Annotated in this window: 16 protein-coding genes; 8 read left to right on the top strand and 8 right to left on the bottom strand. The window is 66.6% G+C overall.

What is annotated here, in order from left to right; translation table 11 throughout:
• The first annotated feature begins 35 nt into the window (after positions 1–35).
• A complete protein-coding gene (gene asd, locus QFZ41_RS17265) occupies positions 36–890 on the top strand; it encodes an archaetidylserine decarboxylase (RefSeq protein WP_429199863.1) in 855 nt (284 codons plus the stop codon).
• A 129-nt stretch (positions 891–1,019) separates the two neighbouring features.
• Positions 1,020–1,466, top strand: coding sequence for a hypothetical protein (locus QFZ41_RS17260; RefSeq protein WP_429199862.1), 447 nt, complete (start codon positions 1,020–1,022; stop codon positions 1,464–1,466).
• 9 nt (positions 1,467–1,475) lie between these two features.
• On the opposite strand, the gene QFZ41_RS17255 is transcribed toward QFZ41_RS17260, so the two are convergent.
• The gene (locus QFZ41_RS17255) at positions 1,476–3,002 is read right to left on the bottom strand and encodes a transglycosylase SLT domain-containing protein (protein ID WP_429199861.1); all 1,527 of its coding nucleotides are present in this window, start codon (positions 3,000–3,002) and stop codon (positions 1,476–1,478) included.
• A 135-nt stretch (positions 3,003–3,137) separates the two neighbouring features.
• Here QFZ41_RS17255 and QFZ41_RS17250 point away from each other — a divergent pair, with 135 nt between their 5' ends.
• Genes QFZ41_RS17250 through greB form a run of 3 tightly spaced genes read left to right on the top strand, consistent with a single transcriptional unit; the run spans position 3,138 to position 6,408 of the window.
• The gene (locus QFZ41_RS17250) at positions 3,138–4,646 is read left to right on the top strand and encodes a helicase HerA-like domain-containing protein (protein ID WP_429199860.1); all 1,509 of its coding nucleotides are present in this window, start codon (positions 3,138–3,140) and stop codon (positions 4,644–4,646) included.
• A gap of 2 nt (positions 4,647–4,648) precedes the next feature.
• The gene (locus QFZ41_RS17245; protein ID WP_429199859.1) at positions 4,649–5,911 is read left to right on the top strand and encodes a hypothetical protein; all 1,263 of its coding nucleotides are present in this window, start codon (positions 4,649–4,651) and stop codon (positions 5,909–5,911) included.
• The gene (greB, locus tag QFZ41_RS17240; protein ID WP_429199858.1) at positions 5,908–6,408 is read left to right on the top strand and encodes a transcription elongation factor GreB; all 501 of its coding nucleotides are present in this window, start codon (positions 5,908–5,910) and stop codon (positions 6,406–6,408) included. Before QFZ41_RS17245 ends, greB begins: the two co-directional genes overlap by 4 nt.
• On the opposite strand, the gene QFZ41_RS17235 is transcribed toward greB, so the two are convergent.
• Entirely contained in the window at positions 6,399–9,947 is a 3,549-nt protein-coding gene (locus QFZ41_RS17235) for an ATP-binding protein (RefSeq protein WP_429199857.1), read from the bottom strand. The genes greB and QFZ41_RS17235 overlap by 10 nt on opposite strands.
• 84 nt (positions 9,948–10,031) lie before the next feature.
• Between QFZ41_RS17235 and QFZ41_RS17230 the strand changes: the two genes are divergently transcribed.
• A complete protein-coding gene (locus QFZ41_RS17230) occupies positions 10,032–10,667 on the top strand; it encodes a response regulator (protein ID WP_429199856.1) in 636 nt (211 codons plus the stop codon).
• Positions 10,668–10,812: 145 nt separating this feature from the next.
• Here QFZ41_RS17230 and QFZ41_RS17225 read toward each other — a convergent pair whose 3' ends face one another.
• Complete coding sequence (locus QFZ41_RS17225) at positions 10,813–11,610, bottom strand: DUF3025 domain-containing protein (protein ID WP_429199855.1); 798 nt, start codon at positions 11,608–11,610, stop codon at positions 10,813–10,815.
• Between the two features lie 6 nt (positions 11,611–11,616).
• Positions 11,617–12,933, bottom strand: coding sequence for a 30S ribosomal protein S12 methylthiotransferase RimO (gene rimO / locus QFZ41_RS17220; RefSeq protein ID WP_429200287.1), 1,317 nt, complete (start codon positions 12,931–12,933; stop codon positions 11,617–11,619).
• Positions 12,934–13,263: 330 nt separating this feature from the next.
• Here rimO and QFZ41_RS17215 point away from each other — a divergent pair, with 330 nt between their 5' ends.
• Positions 13,264–13,935, top strand: coding sequence for a dienelactone hydrolase family protein (locus QFZ41_RS17215; protein ID WP_429199854.1), 672 nt, complete (start codon positions 13,264–13,266; stop codon positions 13,933–13,935).
• A gap of 11 nt (positions 13,936–13,946) precedes the next feature.
• Positions 13,947–14,348, top strand: a complete 402-nt coding sequence (locus tag QFZ41_RS17210) for an HIT domain-containing protein (protein WP_429200286.1) — start codon at positions 13,947–13,949, stop codon at positions 14,346–14,348.
• Positions 14,349–14,355: 7 nt separating this feature from the next.
• On the opposite strand, the gene recO is transcribed toward QFZ41_RS17210, so the two are convergent.
• Genes recO through QFZ41_RS17190 form a run of 4 tightly spaced genes read right to left on the bottom strand, consistent with a single transcriptional unit; the run spans position 14,356 to position 17,036 of the window.
• Complete coding sequence (gene recO, locus QFZ41_RS17205) at positions 14,356–15,048, bottom strand: DNA repair protein RecO (protein WP_429199853.1); 693 nt, start codon at positions 15,046–15,048, stop codon at positions 14,356–14,358.
• Positions 15,049–15,069: 21 nt separating this feature from the next.
• A complete protein-coding gene (gene era, locus QFZ41_RS17200) occupies positions 15,070–16,002 on the bottom strand; it encodes a GTPase Era (RefSeq protein WP_429199852.1) in 933 nt (310 codons plus the stop codon).
• Positions 15,999–16,655 (bottom strand): ribonuclease III, encoded by a 657-nt coding sequence (rnc, locus tag QFZ41_RS17195; protein WP_371025054.1) that lies wholly within the window; start codon positions 16,653–16,655, stop codon positions 15,999–16,001. The genes era and rnc overlap by 4 nt, the downstream gene beginning before the upstream one ends.
• Before the next feature lie 6 nt (positions 16,656–16,661).
• The gene (locus QFZ41_RS17190; protein ID WP_306846329.1) at positions 16,662–17,036 is read right to left on the bottom strand and encodes a DUF4845 domain-containing protein; all 375 of its coding nucleotides are present in this window, start codon (positions 17,034–17,036) and stop codon (positions 16,662–16,664) included.
• Between the last annotated feature and the right edge of the window lie 44 nt (positions 17,037–17,080).

Genomic DNA, 17,080 nt, shown 5'->3' with positions numbered 1-17,080 from the left:
TGGTGGAGCCGGCGGTCTCCCCTATACTCCCGCGCATGAAGCCCAACGTCCTGCTGCAATACATCCTCCCGCACCGCTTCCTCTCGCGGATCGTCTATCAGGCGACCCGGTGGGAGTGGGCTCCATGGAAGAATTTTCTCATCCGGGAGATCGTGCAGCGCTATGCCGTCGACATGAGCCAGGCCGCCCAGCCGGACCCGTTCGCGTACCAGCATTTCAATGCGTTCTTCACCCGCAAGCTGAAAGCCGGGGCACGCGAGGCCGACCCGAACCCGCTCGCGATCGTTTCGCCGGCCGATGGGCGGATCAGCCAGTCAGGACGTATCCGTGACGGCCGTATCTTCCAGGCCAAGGGCCAGGAATACAGCGCGGCGGAGCTGCTCGGCGACGAAGCCGCGGCGGTCCCGTTCCGCAACGGCAGCTTCGTCACCATCTATTTGTCGCCGCGCGACTACCACCGCGTGCACATGCCGCTCGAGGGCGAACTGACCGGCACCACCCATGTTCCGGGCCGTATCTTCAGCGTGGCCCCGTTCGCGGTCGAGGCGATCCCGCGGCTGTTCGCGCGCAACGAGCGCCTCGTCTGCCATTTCCAGGGCGAACACGGCCCCTTCGTCTCGGTGATGGTCGGCGCGATCCTGGTCTCCAGCGTGGCCACCGTATGGGACGGCATGGCCATTCCGCCGTACGCCTCGGAGATCATCCGCAACGACTGCCGCGGCCGCAATGTGAAGTTGGAGCGTTTCGCGGAAATGGCCCGCTTCAACATGGGCTCGACGGTCATCCTCCTGTTGCCGGAGGGTTACACCCTGGACGAACTCAAGCCGCAACAACAGGTTATCGTCGGCCAGCGCATCGGCACCTGGACCGGTGCCAGCGCGGCGCAATGACGGACCGCGTCACAATGTGACGAAAACGTCTTACATTTGACGCATCGGCGGCGTATTCTCGGCGGACCGCTGCCCGACCGGGGAAGGGCACGGGACCGCAAGAAGCATCCGTACTAGGGGAAGTAGTCCATGCGTCTGGTCACCCATCTCATCGCTGTCAATCGCGAAATCCGCCTTCGCCGGCAACTCGCCGATATCGAACGTGTCGTCCTGGCCTTGCCGGTACGAGCCCACGCGGACCTGCAGCAACTGGTCCGGCGCGAGATGGAACAAGCCGCCGCGTGCGACTTCCCGCATCTCTATGGCACCCCGCCCGATGAACGCTACAGCACCTATGGTCATGGCCCGGATATCGGCCTGGCCAAGGCCCGCTCGGAAAACCCGTTGATCGCCACGCGTGGCGTCGCGCTGTGGATCGCCGCGGTGTACCACGAGACGCTCGATTCGCGCCGTCCGAACATGGAGGACCTGCACCGGCAGATCCTGCGCCTGATGCGCCAGATCAAGGAATTGTCGGCATCCGAGCGGCGCGGCACGGGCACGGCCTGGGCGAACGAGCCGCACGCCGTCGCGTAAGCACTCGCGTCAGCGGCACACGGGCACGCGAATCGCCTGCCCCACCTTCAACTGGTGCCCCTTCAAGCCATTCATCCGCGCGATGTCTTCGACGTCCGCGCAGCTGCTCTTGCGCGCGATGCTGACCAGGGTGTCGCCGCGGCGCACGGTGTAGCTTTTCGACGCGGTGGACGACGGCTTCGACGACGACGTGGACGGTCCATTGGCCAGCGCGGCCGACGTGGCGGCCGGCGGGGGTGGCGCGATGATCTTCACGGCGTTGTGCAGGTCGCTGGCGAGGATCGGCCAGGGGCCGTCGGTGCACGTCGAGGCATACGCCTTCTCCAACTGCTTGGGCACTTCCAGGCGCGCACCCACCGGCTGGCTCACTTGCGGGTCGAGTCGGGGATTGAGGTTGCGCAGCGTGCGGAACCAGCCTTCCGGCATGCCCTGGGCGGAACCGAGGCAGACGGTCAGTTCGCTGATCGAGGCGGGGCGTTTCAGCACGATCTGGCCGGGCTCGCCGTCGATCTTGGGCCAGGTCAGGTGATAGCTGTCCGGATGCAGGAACAACCATGCCGCGGCGAGCACCATCGGCACGTAGTCGCGCGTTTCCGCCGACATCTGCCCGTAGATCTGGGGGTCGTAGAAGCTGGCTCCGGGACTCGTCGCCGCGATCCGGCGCATGCGTCCTTCGCCGCCGTTATACGCGGCCAGGGTGAGTTCGAGGTTGTTGTTGAACGCGCGAAGCTGCTCGTCGATGTATTCCGCGTTGGCCTGGGCGGCCATCGTCGGATCGAAGCGCTGGTCGAAGCCGTCGCTGTTGGACAGGCCGAAGCGCAACCCGGTGGCATACATGAACTGCAACGGGCCGGAGGCGCCCGAGCGCGACACGGCGTGCACCTTGCCGCCGGATTCCTTCGCCATGATGCCGAACAGCAAGGCCTCGGGCAGGTCGGCCTTCTTGTAGGCCGGCCACATCTTGTAGCGCATCATCTGGTAGTTGACGTAGGCGTCCATCAGGTTCGGGCGCAATTGCGTCAGCCACATTTCCAGCGCGGCTTTCACCGGCCCGTTCATGACCATGAGGTCGGAAAACTGCTGGCCCTTGAGCATGGTGACGGCGCGTTGCGCCTGCGGCAGCGCTCCGACGGCGACGGAACTGGCCGTGTCGCCGGGCTGCTCGCCCACTTCCGCGCCCTGCTCCGTGTCGTCGGCGTCCTCGCCCTCGATGAAGCTGCCGTCCTTCAGCCGCAGCAGGCGGTCGAAGACGGCGGCGAAGCGCTGCTGGTCGCAGCCCGGCGTGAGGGCGCAGCGTGCCGAGGCGTCCTTCAGCTGGTCGAGGGACTGCTTGCGCGTCTGCGCTGCCTGCGGGGTGTCGCCGCGCCGGGCCTGGTCGATCGAGGCTTCGTAGCCCTTGCTCGCCTGGTTCATCCGGTCGTACAAGGCATTCACCTCCGGCGTGGCCTTGCCGGAGCGGGGGGCACCGCTCGACGCGCAACCGGCGAGAATGGCCAGGGGCAGGATCAGGAGCGAACGCGGGACACGGACAGACATGCACTTACTCGGGGGTCGGACAATGCCGGCCACGTTACTGCCGGGGCCTCCGGGACTCAAGCGGCAGGCGCAACTTTTCTCCGTAACGGCGCATCGTTGCGTACACTTGTTCAGGACATTCTTAAGGATGAAGCCATGCCCACGATCCTGATCGGCCGGAACGACGAAACGGCCGTCGAACTCGACTCCCGCTACGGCAATCGCCACGGCATGATCGCCGGCGCCACGGGCACCGGTAAGTCGGTAAGCCTGATGCTGCTGGCCGAGGGCTTCTCGAAGCTGGGCGTGCCGTGCTTCCTCGCCGACGCCAAGGGCGACCTGGCCGGCCTCTCGCAGGCGGCGGGCGCGCCCTCCGAGAAACTGGCCGCCCGGCTGGCGAAGCTCGGCCTCACCGACTGGAAGCCGCAGGCGAACCCCGTCGTGTTCTGGGACATCTACGGCAAGTCCGGCCATCCCGTGCGCGCCACGGTGTCGGAGATGGGTCCCACCCTGCTCTCGCGCATCCTCGAACTCAACGACACGCAGGAAGGCGTGATGGAAGTGGTCTTCCGCGTCGCCGACGATGAAGGCCTGTTGTTGCTCGATCTCGCCGACCTCCGCGCCATGCTCGGCTTCGCCTCGGAACACGCCAAGGACATTTCCGCGCGCTACGGCCTGATCAGCGCGCAGAGCGTGGCCGCGATCCAGCGTGCGCTGCTGAAGCTGGAGCAGGACGGCGCCGATTCGTTCTTCGGCGAACCGGCACTGGAACTGGCCGACCTGATGCGCCAGGACATGAGCGGGCGCGGCGTCATCAGCGTGCTCGCCGCCGACACGCTCATCCTCAAGCCACGGCTGTACTCCACGTTCCTGCTGTGGCTGCTCTCGGAGCTGTTCGAGCAATTGCCCGAGGTGGGGGACCTCGACGTGCCCAGGATGGTGTTCTTCTTCGACGAGGCCCACCTGCTCTTCGACGACGCGCCGGCTGCCTTGCGGCAGCGCGTGGAACAAGTGGTCCGGCTGATCCGTTCCAAGGGCGTGGGCGTTTACTTCTGCTCGCAGAACCCGGACGACGTGCCCGGCGAGATCCTCGGCCAGTTGGGCAACCGCGTGCAGCACGCGTTGCGCGCCTTCACGCCGCGCGACCAGAAGGCGGTGAAAGCCGCGGCCGAAACGTTCGCGCGCAACCCGAAACTCGACGTGGTGGAAACGATCGGCACGCTGGGCACCGGCGAGGCCCTGGCCTCCACGCTTGGCGACGGTGGCGTGCCCTCGCCCGTGCAGAAGGTGCTGGTGGCGACGCCCGTGTGCCGGATCGGGGCCATCACGCCCGAAGAGCGATCCGCCGTGCGCTCGCGCTCACCCGTGGGTGGCAAGTACGACACCCTGGTGAATCGCGAGTCCGCACAGGAACGCCTCGCGGCCCGTGCCAGCGAAAAGAGCGCGGACGACGCGCCACCGGTGAAAACGGCCGGCCAGGCGGGCGGCAAGGACGACGGCGACAGCGGCTGGGGCGGTGCCGTGCGCGACGCCGTCTTCGGCACCAAGCGCCGTCAGGGCATGATCGAGACCATGGCGAAATCCATGGTGCGGACGGCTGGCTCGCGTGCGGGACAGCAGATCGTGCGCGGCATCCTCGGCAGCATCTTCGGCGGGAAGCGCTGAGCGTGCCACGCCACGAACTGGCGGACGCCAGTACGCCGTTCGGCGAGCGCATCCGCATCGGATGGCGTTATCCGATGCGCGGGGCGGCACCGTTCACGATCGGCGCCATCACGCTGTTCGAGTCGATCGCCTTCCTGCCGGTGACGGGGCTGAAGCTGCTGGTGATCGGCCTCGGCTGGATGGCGCTCTATACGTATGCCTTCGAATGCCTTAGGCATACCGCGGACGGCTACGCCGATCCGCCGGAGATGGCGATCAACACGACGGACAGGACCAGCATCGCGCTGATCCTGATCCAGTTGACGGGCACCGCGATCGCGGTTCTCGCGCCGCTCGTCTTCGGCGTGCCGGGTTTGCTGGTCTCCCTGCTATTCGCCTTCGTCCTGCCCGTGATCACGATGTCATTGGCCTTCGACGGCGTGGGCGCGGCATTGAATCCCGTCATCTGGGTGCAGGCGGTGGCCCGCCTCGGCGGCAGTTACCTCATGCTGTTCGCGATGATGCTGGCCAGCAGCCTGCTCCAGGCCGCCGCGCAGTACGCGATGAAGGACCACGGTCCCACGTTCTTCGGCACGCTCGGTTATTACCTCATCGCCAACTACCTCACGATCTACAATTTCCACCTGATGGGCGCACTGATCCACCATAAGCATGAGGTGCTCGGTTACCAGCCGGAGTCGATGGCGATCGCCGCCGCGGCGGAACCCGACGACGATGGCACCTTGCTCTCGCATGTGAACCTCATCGCGCGGGACGACGTGCCCGGGGCGACGGATATCCTCACCGAGCGCTTGCGCGAAGGCCTGGCTCCGCCCGCCCTGCACCTGCGCTATCGCGAACTGCTGCGTGCACAACAGCGCCTGCCGGAACTTCTCGTGCACGGACAGATCTGGATCGCCGCGCTGGTGGTCGGCGGCGAAACGCGGCGGGCACTCGGCGTGGTGCAGGATTGCCTCGATGTCGACCCATCCTTTCTTCCCGACGACACCGTCACCTGCGGCCCGCTCGCCGACACCGCGGCGCACGGTGGCATGTCACGGCTGGCCCTGCATCTCGCCGAAGGCTACCTGCGCTGCTGGCCGCGCGACATGGGCGCGCCGCACTACGGCCTGCTGGCCACGCGCATGCACGATCGCCTCGGTCAGCCCGCGGAGGCCGCGGCCCTGGCGCGCCGGCTGCTGGCCGACTATCCGGAACATCCCCTCGCGCGCGACATCGAGGCCTTCCTCGCCACGCTCGCCTCGACACGGAATGTTTCGCCATGAGCCGGTGGCGTCCACCGTCGCCGTCGTCGACGGCGATCATCACCCGTGAAGGTTTCGAACGCCTCAAGTCCGAACTCGACCACCTTTGGCATACGGTCCGTCCGGAAGTGGTCAAGGCGCTTGCCGCCGCGGCGGCCGAAGGCGACCGGTCGGAGAATGCCGAGTACACCTACCGCAAGAAGCAGCTCGGCGAGATCGACCGCCGTGCGCGCTATCTCAGCAAGCGCATCCCGGTGCTGAAGGTGGTGGAAACCGCCCCTTCGCAACGTGATGCCGTGTTCTTCGGCGCCGTGATCGAGTTGGAGAACGTCGACACCGGTGACACCGTGCGCTACCGCATCGTGGGGCCGGACGAGACGGACGCGCGGCTCGGCTGGATCAGCATCGACTCGCCCCTCGCACGCGCGGTGCTGAAGAAGCGCGTGGATGACGAGTTCGACGCCGAGCTACCGGGCGGCCGCACCCGTTTCGCCGTGATCGCCGTCGACTACGACTGATCCGTGTTCACCGCCAGTTGCTCCAGTCCGTCGGTGAATTGCGCGACGTGGGAAGCGAAGGCATCGACGGCGACGATGTCGACGTCGGCACCTTCACGAAGGGCGAGTTCCAGTCGCTCGCCTTCTTCGGCCACGGCCGAATAACCGAACACGTTCACGCCACCGAGCACGTGGTGGATCCATCCCGCCACTTCGTCGCGGGCAGCCCGGTCGAGCACTTCGGGCAGCCGTGACAGCGCTTCGCGCGTCGTGTCCACGCCGGCGCGTATCACGCGCGAGATGTTCTCGTCCGAACCGAACGCCTTGCGCATGCGCTCCATGTCGATCATGGGCGCGGCCGGTGCCGTCTTCGCGAGCCATCGTTCGACCGTCGCATGAAACGCTTCCAGACGGATGGGCTTGCGCAGCAGATCGTCCATGCCGGCTGCGAGACAGATCTCCCGCTGATCGGCACGCGCATCGGCCGTCATCGCGACGATGGGCAGGTGGCGTCCCGTGCCCGCTTCCCGCCGGCGTACTTCGCGCGCCACCGCATAGCCATCCATGTGCGGCATGTGGCAATCGACCAGCAGGAGGTCGTACTCGGTGCCGTCGAGTGCGACGAGCGCAGCGGCGCCATCGTCCACGATGTCACAGCGATAACCACGCAAGGCCAGTTGCACGCGCACCAGCTCCTGGTTCACCGGATGGTCCTCGGCCAGCAGGATGCGCGCCTTGCCCGGCTCACCCCGTGGCGGGAGTGACGACGGGGACACGGCTTCGTCCCGCACGCGCGGGGCATCCGCCACGGCGACTTCCAGCGTCACGCTCACCACCGTGCCACGGCCGGGTTCGCTCTCCAGGGCGATGTGCCCGCCCATGCGTTCGATCAGGCGACGGGAGATACTCAGGCCAAGGCCGGTCCCGCCGAAACGCCGAGTCGTCGACGACTCGGCCTGGCTGAACGGCGCGAAGACGTGGCGCAACTTGGCTGCGTGAATACCGATGCCCGTGTCGGCGACGACGATGCGCAAGCGCTGGCGCGAACCGTGCCGTTCGTCGACGTGCACTTCCACGGCGACGTCGCCACTGGCGGTGAACTTGATCGCATTGCCGAGCAGGTTCAGCAGGACCTGTCGCAGACGTCCGTCGTCGACGACGACCGCGGGCGCCAGGGCGGGATCGAAGTGCACGCGCAGTGACAGACCCTTCGCCTCGGCCTGCGCCGAAAGGATGGCCACGGCGCCTTCGACGATCTCGCGCAGATCCGAGGGCTGGGGATCGAGGGTGAGGTGACCCGCCTCGATCTTCGAAAAATCGAGGACGTCGTCGAGGATGTGCAGCAGCGCCTCCGCCGAGTGCTCGATCGTGGAAACCATCTTGCGCTGGCCTTCGTCCAGGCGCGTGCGCTCGAGGACGTCGAGCAGGCCGATCACGCCGTTCATCGGCGTGCGTATCTCGTGGCTGATCGTGGCGAGAAAGTCACTCTTGGCCTGTGTGGCCGCCTCGGCTTCGTCACGCGCATGGGCCAGCCCGCGCGCCGCCAGTTCCTGCGCCGTCACATCCACCCAGTAACCATTCCAGCGCACGCTGCCATCCGCCGCCGCGAGCGGCACGGCATCCGAACTGAGGTAGCGGATGCGCTCGCCGACCTGCGCACGCACGGTCACGTGCAGGGGCGTGAGTTCGCGCGCGGACCGTTCGAACGCCTCGCGAAGTTTTTCGCGATCCTCATCCGCCACGGGCGTCAGCATGGTCGCGTCGCCAGTGAGCAATTCACCGGGCTCCATGCCCAGGATGCGCTGCGGATCGCCGCCGACGTAACTCATCGCATAGGCACCCTCGGTGCCGCGCACGGCCTCGTACACCACGGCGGGAACGTGCGCCGTGACCTCGGCGAGCCGTCGCTCGGTCCGCTCGCGCCGGCGGGTCTCCCGTCGCAGGTTCAGGTATGCGTAGCTGATGGCGATAAGTGAGATCAGCAGTACCGCCACGAACGGCAGCACGCGCCCCGCGACTTCGCGCCAGGTGGGGCCGACGACATAGTGGGAGGCGAACCAGGTGTTACGGATCTCCTGCTGGCGGTGAGTGGGCAGGTTGACGAGCACGCGGTTGACCAGGGGCAACAAGGGCGCCAGGTCATGACGCACGCCCACCGCGATGGCTTCGGTGTCTCCGGTGGGCGCCGCGACCTTGAGCTGGCCGAGGAAGGTCTCGCGGATGTGGTAGTCGACCGACGCGAGGTTGCCGACGAAGGCGTCGCCCTCGCCCGCCGCCAGCCGGCGCATCCCTTCGGCCTCGGTATCGACGGGAATGGCCTGAACGTTGGGAATGCGCGCCAGCAGGCGGCGGATCGGTTCACGGGTGACGTTGCCGAAGACGCGCTTTCCGGCGAGGTCGTCGCGGCCGGCCATCGTCGGCGCGCCTTCGCGCGTCACGATCATGATCGGAAAGTCGAGGTAGGGAACACTGGGCTCCAGGTAGGGAGACGTGGCGCTTTGCGGATTGATCGCGGCGACGAGATCCACCTCGCCTCGCTTCACCCTCTCCACGGTGCCCATCCAGTTTTCGCTGGGCACCTGGGTGAGGCGGAGACCCAGTTCGGCGGCGATCTCGCGGACGTAGTCGAGTGCCAGTCCCTCGGCCTCGCCCTGCCCCGACAACAGGCTGAAAGGTGCGTAGCTGGGGTCCACGCCGAGGCGCAGCGGCGGCAGCGCCTTCAACCAGGCCTTTTCCTTTTCACTGAGCGGGATGTCGCTCTGCCGCGGTCGGGGCGCGATGTCCCGGCCAACCCAGCGTGCGCGCAGGCGCCCGTGGTCGGCCGCGGTGAGTTTGCCCACGGCACGGTCGATGGCGTGCCCCAGCGGCGCCCGGTCGGCCGGCACGGCGAACGCCAGCGCGCTGATGGGCAGGGCCAGTGGAGCGCCCACGCGAAGGTCGCGGTCGAATCCCAGGCGGGCGACGAACTCACGTGCGGAATAGGGGTTGTCGAGGTACGCCGTGACATCGCCGGAACGTACGCGGGCCAACGCATCGGCCGTGGAGGTCGTCTCCACCAGGGTCGTTTCCGGCAGTTCCCGGCGCAGTGCCGCCATGTCGAAGTAGCCCGCGTGTACGGCCAGGCGCTTGCCGCGCAGGTCACCCGGCCGGTGGACGATCGGCGCGTCGGCGCGCTCCACCAGCGCAGGCAGGGATTCGAAGTAGGTGGCGCCGACGCGGATGCCCGGCATGCCTTGTTCCAGCGGCGTGACCGAGGTGGCGACGTCGATCTCGCCGCGGGCCAGCCCGGCGAGCAGGTCGGGCCACGTGGGGTATACCCGTGTCTGCAGGGTCACGCCCAGGTCGCGCGCGATCTCACGCAGGTAATCCGGGCCCAGGCCCTCCAGTTCGCCATCGCGCAGCTCCTCGAAGGGCGGGTAGCCCTCGCGGTAGGCGCCGACGGTGAGCACCGGATGGTGACGCAGCCAATCCGCGTCCTCGCGCGTCAGCGAGCGGTCCGGCAAGGCCCATGCGGGGCCGGCCAGGCCGATCAGGATGAGGAGGATCAGGCGTCGGATCACATCGCAGGCTTCGTCAGGGGAACCATCATGGGCATAATCGGTTCGAAGTTAGCTGTGTGTAACGCAACTAGGAGAACACAAGGCATGCCACTGAAGGTCATTCTGGCAGACGATCACCCCCTGGTTCTCGTCGGCGGCGCCCTTGCGCTGCGGAACGCGCACATAGACGTGGTCGGTGAGGCAAAGGCTGCGGACGAGTTGTTGGCCATGCTCGTCGAGCGTCCCTGCGACGTCGTTATTACGGATTTTCTCATGCCGAGCGATCGGCAAGACGATGGTTTCGCCCTGATCGAGACGATCGTAAAGGAGTATCCGCAGCTTGCGCTGGTGGTGTTGACGATGATCAATCGTCCTGCCGCGCTGCAATCGATGCTCAATCGCGGCGTCCGCGGCATCGTCGACAAACGTGCGCCGATGGACGAGCTGGCCACCGCCGCGCGCGCGGTGGCGGATGGCGAGACCTATCTGAGCGAGACGCTGCTCGACATCCTCAACGAAGCGGACGACGCCTCCGAGGCGATGCCCGGCGCACCGCTGTCACCGCGCGAGACGGAGGTGATCCGCATGTTCGTCAACGGCATGTCGCTGCAGCAGATCGCCGATCGCGAAGGCAAATCCGTGAAGACGATCAGCAGGCAGAAACGCGATGCCATGCGCAAGCTGGGCGTGGATCACGACAGCCTGCTGGGCGAATACGCGCGAGACCACGGCCTGGTGTGAAAGGTTGCGACAGCACACGGCAGCACACTGGTGGGAGCCGACCTTGTCGGCGATCCCGCGGCAGCGGGCCAGTCCGAGGCAAGCACCCATCGCCGACAAGGTCGGCTCCCACCAAAGCCGGTTCCCACACACACGAGAAGCTTCGCTATCGCGAACTGAGCGGTGACGGATAGACGCGGCCGGGGCGCAGCGGCTGGAAGCACGGCGCGCGCGTGTAGAACGCCTCATCCTCCGTCTCGGGATGCCATCCCGGAACGCCCGATACGGGAAGCGGACGGAGCTCCTGCGGATCGCGAAGAACGACACCGGCGGCGATCGCTTCCGCGCATCGAGCGGCGGCGTCTCCCTCGCCCATCATCACCAGCGCTTTACCCACCAGCAGTTTGCCCGGCGTCAGCGCATGCTCGAGCAAGGCATGGCCGAAAACCTCGACGCGCGCCTGGCCGCTCAGCCATGCCTCTCGATGCGTCCAGAACAAGCCGTGCCAGTCATGGGCATCCCACGCATCGAGCATCGCCCGGTCTCGTAGCGTCACGATCAAGCCGGCTTCGTCGAAATGCGTCAGCGCGCACTGCGGACGGGAGCGCTGGCGCGGCCCCATCACCTCGATTTCCGCCATCTGGCGCGCATTCAGCGCGCGCTTGAGCGCGCCATACCGCAGCCATACGAACGCGTTGAAGAGGTCGTGCCAGTTGTCCTGCCGCGTGGCGATGACGCCGAGACGCGCGATGCGTTCCTCATAGTGCAGCCCATCGGCCAGCAGGCCGGGGGCCTGCGCCGCGAAGCGATAATCCGAGGGCGTGGGCCACAGCGAGTTCAGCGCCTCGACCTGCGGCCACGCGTCGTCCTCGATGAAACGGACGAACGGCGACCAATGCGACAGCGGCGGCGACGCCAGCACGCGCCGGTCGAGCGCATCCCGCGTCGGCGCCACATGCCGCATGAGGGATCAGGCCAGGCGACCGTAGAGGTCGTGCGCGTCGGCCTCTTCCACGACCACGTCGACGAACTGGCCTGGCTTGAGCAACTGGCCATCGTCGATACGCACCGCGCCGTCGATCTCGGGCGCATCCGCGCTGGACCGGCCCCAGGCGCCGTCGGCATCGATCTCGTCGATCAACACCTTGATCGTCTTGCCGACCTTGCGTTGCAGCTTCGCGGCGGAAATCTCCGCTTGCACGGCCATGAACTGTTCGAGGCGGTCTTCCTTCAGTTCCTCGTCGATCTGCCCGGGCAGCTCGTTGGCCTTCGCACCATCCACCGGCGAGTAGGCGAACGCGCCCACGCGATCGAGTTCCGCCTCGCGGAGGAAGTCGAGCAGTTCCTGGAATTCCTCGTTCGTCTCGCCGGGAAAACCGACGATGAAGGTGCTGCGGATCGTGAGGTCCGGCACCTCGCGGCGCCAGTTCTGGATACGCTCCAGCGTCTTGTCGACGTTGCCCGGGCGCTTCATCAGCTTGAGGATGCGCGGGCTGGCATGTTGGAACGGGATGTCGAGGTACGGAAGGATCTTGCCTTCCGCCATCAGCGGCATGACTTCGTCGACGTGCGGGTACGGGTAGACGTAGTGCAGGCGCGTCCACGCGCCCAGTTCGGAAAGACCCTGGCAAAGCTCGGTCATGCGCGTGCGATAGGCCTTGCCGCGCCACTCGCGCTCGGCATAACGGACGTCCACGCCATAGGCGCTGGTGTCCTGCGAGATCACCAGCAATTCCTTTACGCCGCCCTTCACGAGTTTCTCGGCTTCGAGCAGCACCTGGTCGACCGGACGGCTGACGAGGTCGCCGCGCATCGAGGGAATGATGCAGAAGCTGCAACGATGATTGCAGCCCTCGGAAATCTTGAGGTACGCGTAGTGCTTGGGCGTGAGCTTGACGCCCGTGTCGGGCACGAGGTCGAGGAACTTGTTGCGCGCGGGCGGCAGTGCTTTGTGCACGGCGCTCATCACGCTGGCGTAGTCCTGCGGACCGGTGATCGCGAGCACGTCAGGGTAGCTCTCACGGATCAGCGCTTCGCGCTTGCCCAGGCAGCCGGTGACGATCACCTTGCCGTTCTCGTGCAGCGCCTCGCCGATGGCGTCGAGCGACTCCTGCACGGCGGAATCGATGAATCCGCACGTGTTGACCACCACGGCATCCGCTTCGCCATAGCTGGGGACGATCTCGTAGCCCTCGACCTTGAGTTGGGTGAGGATGCGTTCGGAGTCGACGAGCGCCTTCGGACAGCCTAGGCTGACGAAACCGACTTTGGGAGCGGCCTGGGACATTGCCGTGGGTACCGGAGAGAGGGAACCGCGCATTATAAACTCTTCGCGCATTCCCGTGGTTCGCCTGGTGCGGGGAGCTGCCGGGCGCCATCCTGGTGGGAGCCGACCTTGTCGGCGATGGGTGCTTGCCTTGGTCTGGCCCGCTGCCGCGGGATCGCCGACAAGGTCGGCTCCCACAAGGCTCAGCTCCCCAAGGCCGGCTCCCACAAAGGTCGGCTCCCCAAAGGTCGGCTCCCCAAAGGTCGGCTCCCGCCAGGGGTGGCTCCCACCCGGCACGGCCTCCCGGTTAATCTTCGTGTTCCCTACCCCACCCTGACGGAGATCCGCCCCATGGGCCGCACCCTGATCCTCGACACCTCCCGCCCGCACGAAAGCATGGACGCCTACCTGGCCGAACCCTCGGGCACGCCCAAGGGCGGCATCGTGGTGATCCAGGAGATCTTCGGCGTGAACGCCCATATCCGCAGCGTGGCCGACCGCTTCGCCGCGGAAGGCTACGTGGCCATCGCACCCGCCCTGTTCGATCCCGTGGAGAAAGGCGTGGAGCTGGGGTACGACCAGGAAGGCATGCAGAAGGGCAGCAAGCTGATCGCCGAGCTGGGCCTGCTCCGTCCGTTGCAGGACACCGCGATCGCTGCCAGTCTCATCGCCGACCAGTACAAGGTGAAGGTGGGAACGGTCGGCTACTGCTGGGGCGGCACGGTGGCCGCGCTGGCCGCGCTGCGCCTCGGCCTGCCCTCGTCCAGCTACTACGGATCGAGGAACGTGCCGTTCCTGTCCGAGCCGGCAAAGGCCAACGTAATCTTCCACTTCGGTGAGCGCGACCATTCGATCCCGCCGGAGATGGTCGAAAAGCACCGCGAACTGAAGCCGGAAATGGACACCTGGGTCTATCCGGCCGACCACGGGTTCAACTGCGACGTGCGCGCCAGCTACGACGAACCCAGCGCCAGGCTCGCCTGGGAGCGGACCCTGGCCTTCTTCGCCCGCGAGCTGAAGTGAACGGAGGTTTCATGCTCGACGCGCGCCTCGCGGGCGACACCCTGCCCGTGGGCGACCTGCCGCTGTGCAAGGTCCTGCTGATGCGCGACCGCCGCTACGCGTGGCTCGTGCTGGTGCCTCGCCGAAGCGGCATGGTGGAGGTGGCCGACCTCGATCCTGATGAGCGCGAGGCGCTGTGGCGAGAGGTGGACTCCGCTAGCGCCGCCCTGCGCACGGTGGAGCCGTGCGACAAGCTCAACATCGGTGCGCTGGGCAACATCGTGCGCCAGCTCCACGTGCACGTCGTGGCGCGGGTCGAGGGCGATGCGGCGTGGCCGGGTCCCGTCTGGGGACACGGCGCTGCCGAACCATACGGCGCTGGAGAGGCGGAGCAGAAAGTGGCATCGCTCAGGACGGCCCTGGGGCTGTCCTGAGCCGGGCCTACCTCAGCACGCGCCACGCCCGCAGTTCGCCACCGCCCAGGTGGAAGCCGATCACCTGGCGCATCATGCGCCGCAGCGACGCGAGTCCCGCGGCGTCCGGCGACTGGTCGGTGGCCAGGGCCAGCAGGTCGACGCCGCGCACGGCCCGCGGATCGCCCGCACGCCCCGGCATGGCGCCGGATTCGGGATCGTAGAAATACGTCGCCGCGGGGTCGAGCGGCTCGCCCTGCACCGCGTCCACGTCCAGTTGCAGCGCATAGCCCAGCGAGTCGAGCATGTCCCGTTCGAATCGTCGCAGGGTCCAGGCCAGGGGTTCGCCGGCGGCCATGCGCCGCAGCGTGCGTTCGTAGAAGGCGAACAGTTCCGCGTTCGGGTCCTGTCGCCCGGTGAGCCGGACCACCAGTTCATTGAGGTACAACCCGGCCAGGCCCGCGTCGCCCGTCAGCCGCATGACCGCACCGGACGGTTCGGCGGCCCGCAGCGTGGCCAGTTCACCTTTCAGGAGCAGGTCGAGCTGGAGGCGCTGGAACGGTTCGAGCTGGGCGCGTTGCAGCCGAGCCCGCTCGTTTCGCACGCCCCGTGCGACGACGCCGATGCGGCCGTAGTCAGGGGTCAGGCATTCGACCAGCAACGAGGTTTCCCGGTAAGGCCGGGCGTGCAGGACGAAGGCGGGTTGTTGCTCGACGCGCATGGCGACCGCCGGCCGGACCGCTTATTCGTAACCGAAACGCTTGAGCAGGTTCTCGTCGTCGGCCCAGCCTTCGCGCACCTTGACCCACAACTTGAGGAAGACCTTGCGTTCGAACAGGTTTTCCATCTGCTTGCGCGCCGATGTGCCGATGGCTTTCAGCTGCGCGCCGCCCTCACCGATGACGATGGCCTTCTGGCCGTCGCGCTCGACCCAGATCACCGCATGCACCTCGGCGATGCCGTCGGGGCGGTCGTGGAAGGCTTCGATCTCCACCGTGGTCGCGTACGGGAGTTCCTGGTCCAGGCGCAGCATCAGCTGCTCGCGGACCATTTCGGCGGCGAGGAAGCGTTCGCTGCGATCGGTGATCTCGTCTTCGCCGTAGATCGCCGCCTGCTCGGGCAGACGCTTGAGAATGCCCTTCTCCAGGCCGGAGAGGCCCTTGGACTTCAACGCGCTGACGTAATACACGTCGTCGAACGGATGCTTCTGCATCAGGTCGGCGACGAAGGGCAGCATGACGGTCTTGTCCTTCTGAAGGTCGACCTTGTTGATCGCCAGCAGCTTAGGCATGTCCTTCTGCTCGGAGAGCGCCGCGTACATGGTGGCGTCCTCGTCGGTCCAGCGGCCGGCCTCGATCACCTGCACGGCAAGGTCCACCTCGGTGATCGCCGCGCGGGCCGCACGGTTGAGGCTGCGGTTCATCGCCCGCTTGCCACCGCGATGCAGGCCGGGGGTATCCACGTAGAGGATCTGCCCTTCCGGTTTGCTGGCGATGCCCAGGATGCGATGGCGCGTGGTTTGCGGCCGGTGGCTGACGATGCTCAGGCGGACGCCGATCAGGGCGTTCAGCAGCGTCGACTTGCCGACGTTGGGGCGGCCGACGAGGGCCACGTAGCCGCAGCGGAAGTCGTCGTCGACGACGGAGTCGCGTTCAGTGATGTCGATGTCATTCATATCTTGGTTTCCAGCAGGCGGCGAAGCACCGCTTCGGCGGCGTCCTGCTCGGCGGCGCGACGGCTGCCGCCGCGCCCTTCGACGCGGATCGGCTCAGGTTCGTCGATGGAACAGCTGACATCGAAGATCTTGGCATGGTCTTCGCCGTAGCTGTCGGTGAGTTCGTAAACGGGCAAGGGCAGTCCCCTGCCCTGCAACCACTCCTGCAGGCGCGTCTTCGCGTCCTTGCTGGAACGCTTGATTTCCGCCACACGGGGCATGAACAAGCGGCGTACGACCTGGCGGCAGGCGTCGTATCCATCGTCGAGGTAGACCGCCGCCACCAGGGCTTCGAAGGCGTCGGCCAGGATGGAATCGCGGCGGTAGCCACCGCTCTTGAGCTCACCGGGCCCGAGCTTGAGGATATCCCCCAATTCGAGCTCGCGGGCGATCACCGCCAGCGCCTGGCCATTCACCAGTTGCGCGCGTAACCGCGAGAGTTCGCCTTCGCTCGCGTTGGGGTGGGCCTCGAAGAGCAATTCGGCCACCGTGACACCCAAGAGGGCGTCACCGAGGAATTCCAGGCGCTCGTTGTTCGGCCGGCCGGCGCTTCGATGGGTGAGCGCCAGGGCCGCGAGGTCGGGGTTACGGAAGGAATGAGGAAACTGCACGATCGCTCGTTACATGGACGGATTCCTCAACTGCACGGCGTTGTCGAAGTGCAGGAGGAAGTCGATGTTGTAGATGAAATGGATTTGCTTCTCGTAGTTCACGTTCAGCGTGGCGCCGTTGCCGCTGCGGTCCAGGGTGATGTCCTTGGGCTGGATCGTCGCGTCGTCGACGTACTGGAAGCCCATCTTGAAGATGAGGTCACGGCGGATGCTGTCGAGATCCTGCGTGTTGCCACTCGTCGCCAGCTGGCTCATCGCCTTCTTCACGCCGAAGAACTCGATGTAGGCCGGCACCAGCTTCATGGCCATGAAGGCGAAGAAGCCCAGCACGAGCAGCACGATGACGAAGCCGATGAGAGTAATACCCGATTGCCTGGATTTCATGATCGTGTCCCGCCGCCGCGGCGGCTCCCCTGTTCAAGACGATG

Source organism: Luteibacter sp. W1I16 (assembly GCF_050434905.1).
Classification (GTDB): domain Bacteria; phylum Pseudomonadota; class Gammaproteobacteria; order Xanthomonadales; family Rhodanobacteraceae; genus Luteibacter.
This window is presented reverse-complemented; position numbering and strand designations above follow the sequence as displayed.

What these genes read in the sequence shown, in the direction of transcription:
- QFZ41_RS17255 (WP_429199861.1), bottom strand. Translation starts at nt 3,002, where the DNA reads ATGTCTGTCCGTGTCCCGCGTTCGCTCCTGATCCTGCCCCTGGCCATT.
- asd (WP_429199863.1), top strand. Translation starts at nt 36, where the DNA reads ATGAAGCCCAACGTCCTGCTGCAATACATCCTCCCGCACCGCTTCCTC.
- QFZ41_RS17225 (WP_429199855.1), bottom strand. Translation starts at nt 11,610, where the DNA reads ATGCGGCATGTGGCGCCGACGCGGGATGCGCTCGACCGGCGCGTGCTG.
- QFZ41_RS17215 (WP_429199854.1), top strand. Translation starts at nt 13,264, where the DNA reads ATGGGCCGCACCCTGATCCTCGACACCTCCCGCCCGCACGAAAGCATG.
- rimO (WP_429200287.1), bottom strand. Translation starts at nt 12,933, where the DNA reads ATGTCCCAGGCCGCTCCCAAAGTCGGTTTCGTCAGCCTAGGCTGTCCG.
- QFZ41_RS17210 (WP_429200286.1), top strand. Translation starts at nt 13,947, where the DNA reads ATGCTCGACGCGCGCCTCGCGGGCGACACCCTGCCCGTGGGCGACCTG.
- recO (WP_429199853.1), bottom strand. Translation starts at nt 15,048, where the DNA reads ATGCGCGTCGAGCAACAACCCGCCTTCGTCCTGCACGCCCGGCCTTAC.
- QFZ41_RS17260 (WP_429199862.1), top strand. Translation starts at nt 1,020, where the DNA reads ATGCGTCTGGTCACCCATCTCATCGCTGTCAATCGCGAAATCCGCCTT.
- QFZ41_RS17230 (WP_429199856.1), top strand. Translation starts at nt 10,032, where the DNA reads ATGCCACTGAAGGTCATTCTGGCAGACGATCACCCCCTGGTTCTCGTC.
- QFZ41_RS17250 (WP_429199860.1), top strand. Translation starts at nt 3,138, where the DNA reads ATGCCCACGATCCTGATCGGCCGGAACGACGAAACGGCCGTCGAACTC.
- era (WP_429199852.1), bottom strand. Translation starts at nt 16,002, where the DNA reads ATGAATGACATCGACATCACTGAACGCGACTCCGTCGTCGACGACGAC.
- greB (WP_429199858.1), top strand. Translation starts at nt 5,908, where the DNA reads ATGAGCCGGTGGCGTCCACCGTCGCCGTCGTCGACGGCGATCATCACC.
- QFZ41_RS17190 (WP_306846329.1), bottom strand. Translation starts at nt 17,036, where the DNA reads ATGAAATCCAGGCAATCGGGTATTACTCTCATCGGCTTCGTCATCGTG.